The following is a 4,658-nucleotide window of genomic DNA, read 5'->3' as shown; positions in this document are numbered from 1 at the left end:
AGTCACATTGGTTGCTTTGATGTAATCAGGATGATCCGGATTATTTAGCACCCCTTCGTTCCAGTACAGGCCACCACCGGCTTCCGGGCTTTCGCCCGAGGCGCAGAAGGTGTAGCACAGTTTTGCTTTCTGCAGCAGCTGGGCATCACCGGTTACGTGAAAAGCTTCAAGCATGTCTATCCCGGTAATGGCGTTATCATCGTAGAAACGGTCTGCCATGCCTTCGCTTACCGGAATGGACTGATAGGCTGCAGGTGTCCGCGTGGCGTCGAGATAGCCTTCCATACCGGTACGGGTGCTGGTGTAATACCCCTGCGCCACCTCATCTGTATATCCCAGCTGCTTCAATAATGTTGCGCCGGTGAACATAGCTGAATAGGGCCACAGATAAGCATATTTCGGGTCTCCCGGTTGTACGGGATAGCTTTCTTTAACGTACGGGCTGCCGCCGATGCCGTAGCTTTTATAAATGTCGTCGAGGACCTGTCGCGCCTTGAGCTTGTAGGTGAGGGTGGTGGAAGTAGTATCCCGCTCAACTTTCACCGGTACGTCTTCCCGCTCTTTGTAACATCCTGTAAGAATGAGCGCCGCGGCTGTTATACTTAGAATGATCGATCTCATGTAATTCGCTTTAATGATTCAGCAATCAATGCACGGTTAGTTGATAGGAATATTCTCCCTGTGCATTCAGTTTCAGGGTGAAGTCACCAGCTTTACCGTCGGAACCGCCGGGATATTTGTAGGTGTAATCCCACTGGGAATTATCTACCGGTACAATGCGATAGTAAGCCTCCGGTGTATTGGCATCCGGCGGGGTGGAGTTGGACTGGTTTACGCTGCCGTAATACTGGGTGCCGGGTGTACCGCCTGCATCTGCGGTGGTGAACTGGAACTTGAAACGGTCATCTTTCCAGCTGCCGAAATCATAATAGGCAATGGGAACATTCTGCGCAGTCCAGGTACCATTACCGGCATAGGTAAGCTTGCCGATCACTTTATTATAAGCAGATGCGAAAACGCCCGCGTCAGTGATCTCAATCATTTCAGCAGCAGCATTGGCGAAGTCCAGGCGGATGCGATAGATCTTTTCAGCAGCCTGCTGGTTCTCACCGCCTTCCTGCAGGCGGGTGCCCTGTACGGAATAGGTCACCGGCGTGCCGCTGTTGCGGTCTGCGAAATGGAAGGCGCCGGCTTTAAGGCGTGTGAAGATCTCAAATACACCGTCAGCACCAAGCTTCATGGCATTTGCCTTCGAGAGGTCGGTACCACCTTCGGTAGCTTCACCGGTGATAAATACATTGGCCGGTATTTCAGTGAAGCCTGAAGGCCTTTCGATCACGATCGTTCTCGTGGAGTCGGCACGTTTTTCATTAAGGCCTTTGCTGGCGATCACCGTCCATTGCAGCGAGCCGGTGGTGGCGGGCTGAATGCCTGCTTTGCTGGCAATGCTGTTCAATATTTTGTGTGAAAGCGAAAGGGAGTTCTGCACGCCGTTGCCATTGGAGGCTACAGAATACACCGGGCGTTTGAAATCTCCGCCAACGGTATCGAATGCCACTTCATACATTACAAGGCTGCCGTCTTCAGCCCTGGCGGCGCTCCATTCGAAATTCACCACTGCATTGGTGGCGGGCTGCAGCTTAAAGTACCTGCCCACTTCGGGGTAATACAATTCCTTTACAGTGGAGATGTTGCTGTTGATCTCCTTTTCCTTTTCGCAGGAGGAGAAAACGCCGAGGGCGGCCAGTACGGCGAAGATGGTATATATCCTGAATTTTAAAGTACGTGTCATGATAGTTGATTTGATAAATGTTGATAGAGCTTGCACCTGGTAATGGATAAGAATGATCACCAGCCGCTGTTGTTGGGCAGCAGGTTTTTATTCATTTCAATATCAGCCTGCGGCACCGGCCACAGATAATGTTTGCCGGCGTCGAACACACGGCGGTTTACGGCCAGGTTGGTATTACCTACCTTCATACCGTAAAGGGTGCCGTTCAGCACTGTCTCCGCTATCTTCCAGCGGCGGATGTCGAAGATCCGGCTGCTTTCCAGCGCCATTTCGCTTCTGCGTTCGCGGCGCACCAGGTTGATCATGGTTGCATTGCCTATAGCTGCATAATTAGCATAGTTAAGTGCTGCAGGATCTGTGAAGCCGGCGCGCTGACGGATGGCTTTAATTGTTTTATTCCACACATCTTCATTCATCTGGTTGAGCATAGCCTTAGCTTCGGCATACATCAGCAGCACATCGGTGTAGCGGATCAGGATCAGGTTCAGGCCGGAATTGTTATTGCCGTCTGCCGTGCGGTCGTAGTATTTACGGAAGTAGTATCCGGTGGGAGAGGCGTCTGCTTTATCCACCGCATTATCCCCTGTACCGGGCGCCGTGCGTATAGTGACTGTTTCTCCGCGTTTGGTGACAAAAGAAGAGCCGTCATGTATGATGGTTGCTTCCAGGCGGGGATCGCGTTGTGCAAAGGGCGTGTTCTCATTGTAGCCGGAGCCTGATTCGTTGATGCCCTTGCCGTTAGCCATGATAAAATCATCTACCAGGGATTGCGAAGGCGCCATGCCGGTAATGAGCGTACCTTCCGTAAAAGGAATAAAGAAGCGCTGCATGGACTGTGTTCTTTGCACGGGCACAAATTCCAGGTCCAGCATCACTTCGCTGTTGTTCTCATTTTCCGGCTGAAAGATGCCTGAGAAGGAAGGATACAACGTGTAGGTGCCATAGGTACCGCCCATGATGCCTTCCAGCACGGTAGCCGCATCAGCCCACCGGCTTTCATACAGCAGCAGCTTGGCTTTAAGCGCTGCGGCAGCACCTTTGCTAATACGGCCTTTGTCTGTTTCCGGATATGCTGATCTCAGCGGCAGCAGGGCGGTCACTTCATCCAGCTCAGAGAGTATATAGCTGACCACATCGGCTTTAGGTGAGCGTGCAATGTTGAAGCTTTCATCGTAAGAGATCTCGTCTTTTATCAATGGCACATTACCGTACCAGTTAATGAGATGAAAATAGTGGAAGGCGCGGATAAAACGGGCCTCGGCCTGGTAGCGGGCCTTCAGGTCTGCAGCGAGGTTGGGTACCTTATCTATATTCGCCAGCAGGTTATTGACATTGCGGATACCGCCGTAATGGAAAGCCCATTCTCCTGCTACCCGGTTGGTACGGCCATCGTACGAGCCTGCAGCAATGCTTTGCACGGCGCCGCCGTTAACAGGGCTGGAGCAAAAGGCATTATCACTCAGGCTTTCATTGAAGAAAAAGTAATCGTCGGAATACATGCCTGCATAACAGTTGTTGAGGCTTTGTGCCGCGGCTTCCGGCTTTTGCCAGAAGGTGAGGTCGGTATCCTGATAGGAGGGCCCCAGGTCCAGCTTTTTACAGCCTGCCGAACCCAGTAGCAGTACTCCCATCACTATTAAGCTATACTTTCTAATCCTCATAAATTCGATCATTTAAACGTGGTTAAAAGTTGATGTCCAGCCCTACTGCCCATACTTTCTGCACGGGGTAGATACGCCCGCTGGTAGCGCTGCTAAGCTGGTTCAGGTTAAGGGTGTTATTGAACTCCGTGAGCTCAGGGTCAAAGCCGCTGGTCATGCTGGTAACAGTGAGCAGGTTCTGGCCGGTGAGGTATACTCTCACTTTCTCGATCTTCACCCGCTTTGTAAGATCAGATGGTAATGTGTAACCGATCTGCGCGTTCTTCAATCTTGCATAGGCGGCATTGGCCAGCCAGAAAGTTGAGTTGGCGTTGTTATTCACCGAAGCGGTGCCAATGGTCAGGCGGGGATATGATGCGTCCGGATTATTCGGTGTCCAGCGGTCAATGTGCTGATCATATACATCGTCCCAGTTATTGTGAAATGCCTCTACACCTTCGCCGCGCATGTAAACGTTACGCTTTCCAACACCCTGTATAAAAATGCTGGCATCAAAGCCTTTCCAGGTAACACCGTAGTTAAGCCCGAAAGTATAGCGGGGGAAGGGGTTCCCCATAACAAAACGGTCCCTGTTATCGATGATACCATCTCCATTCCGGTCTACATACTTGATATCGCCCGGCTTCACCTCATTCGCGAAAGTGGGTTTGGGACTGTTCTTAATATCATCAAGGTTCTGATAAAATCCGTTTGCCTGGTATCCGTAGTAAGAGCTGATCGGGAAGCCTTCACGGTTAATGTAGGTAACATCGCCTTCCTGTATGGTGGTTCTGCCGCGGAAGTCCGCGATCTCATTCAGGTTGTCCGCCAGGTTGGCGCCGATGGTATGATTGAAGGCGCCTGTTTTCGCTGTGTAGTTTATCGCCAGCTCAAAGCCCTGGTTCTTTACCTTTCCGGCGTTCTGGAAGGCCGGTGTGGCGCCATAGAGGCCGGGAGCGGGCAATTGCAGCAGAATATTGTCTGTGATCTTGTGAAAGTAATCATAGCTGATGGTGAGCCGGTTGTTCAGCATAGACAGGTCAAACCCTATGTTCGCAGAATTCGCAGATTCCCAGGTGATCACAGGGTTGCCCACCGCAAAGGAGCTGCCGGATGCGGGGATGTTGTTAAAACCGTAACTGTTGCTTACCGTGGTGTATATATTCAGGTAACCGTAGTTGGAAATGATCTGCTGGTTACCCAGCTGGCCCCAGGAGCCGCGGAGC

General features: G+C 51.5%; 4 protein-coding genes. All 4 read right to left on the bottom strand.

The window, feature by feature from the left end; all coding sequences use genetic code 11:
• A partial coding sequence (locus VIM87_RS08820) for a hypothetical protein (protein WP_331996627.1) occupies positions 1-621 on the bottom strand: 621 nt, incomplete at its 3' end.
• A 25-nt stretch (positions 622-646) separates the two neighbouring features.
• The gene (locus tag VIM87_RS08815; protein ID WP_331996626.1) at positions 647-1,792 is read right to left on the bottom strand and encodes a SusE domain-containing protein; all 1,146 of its coding nucleotides are present in this window, start codon (positions 1,790-1,792) and stop codon (positions 647-649) included.
• Positions 1,793-1,848: 56 nt separating this feature from the next.
• Positions 1,849-3,453 (bottom strand): RagB/SusD family nutrient uptake outer membrane protein, encoded by a 1,605-nt coding sequence (locus VIM87_RS08810; RefSeq protein WP_331996625.1) that lies wholly within the window; start codon positions 3,451-3,453, stop codon positions 1,849-1,851.
• Between the two features lie 22 nt (positions 3,454-3,475).
• The coding region (locus VIM87_RS08805; protein ID WP_331996624.1) for a TonB-dependent receptor domain-containing protein at positions 3,476-4,658 on the bottom strand (1,183 nt) is incomplete at its 5' end.

Origin of the sequence: Chitinophaga sp. (assembly GCF_036569125.1) — a bacterium.
Classification (GTDB): Bacteria; Bacteroidota; Bacteroidia; order Chitinophagales; family Chitinophagaceae; genus Chitinophaga.
The sequence above is the reverse complement of the archived record's forward strand: the minus strand, read 5'-3'. Positions and strand labels throughout refer to the sequence as shown.

Coding starts and splice junctions, on each gene's coding strand:
- VIM87_RS08810 (WP_331996625.1), bottom strand. CDS start 3,453: ATGAGGATTAGAAAGTATAGCTTAATAGTGATGGGAGTACTGCTACTG.
- VIM87_RS08815 (WP_331996626.1), bottom strand. CDS start 1,792: ATGACACGTACTTTAAAATTCAGGATATATACCATCTTCGCCGTACTG.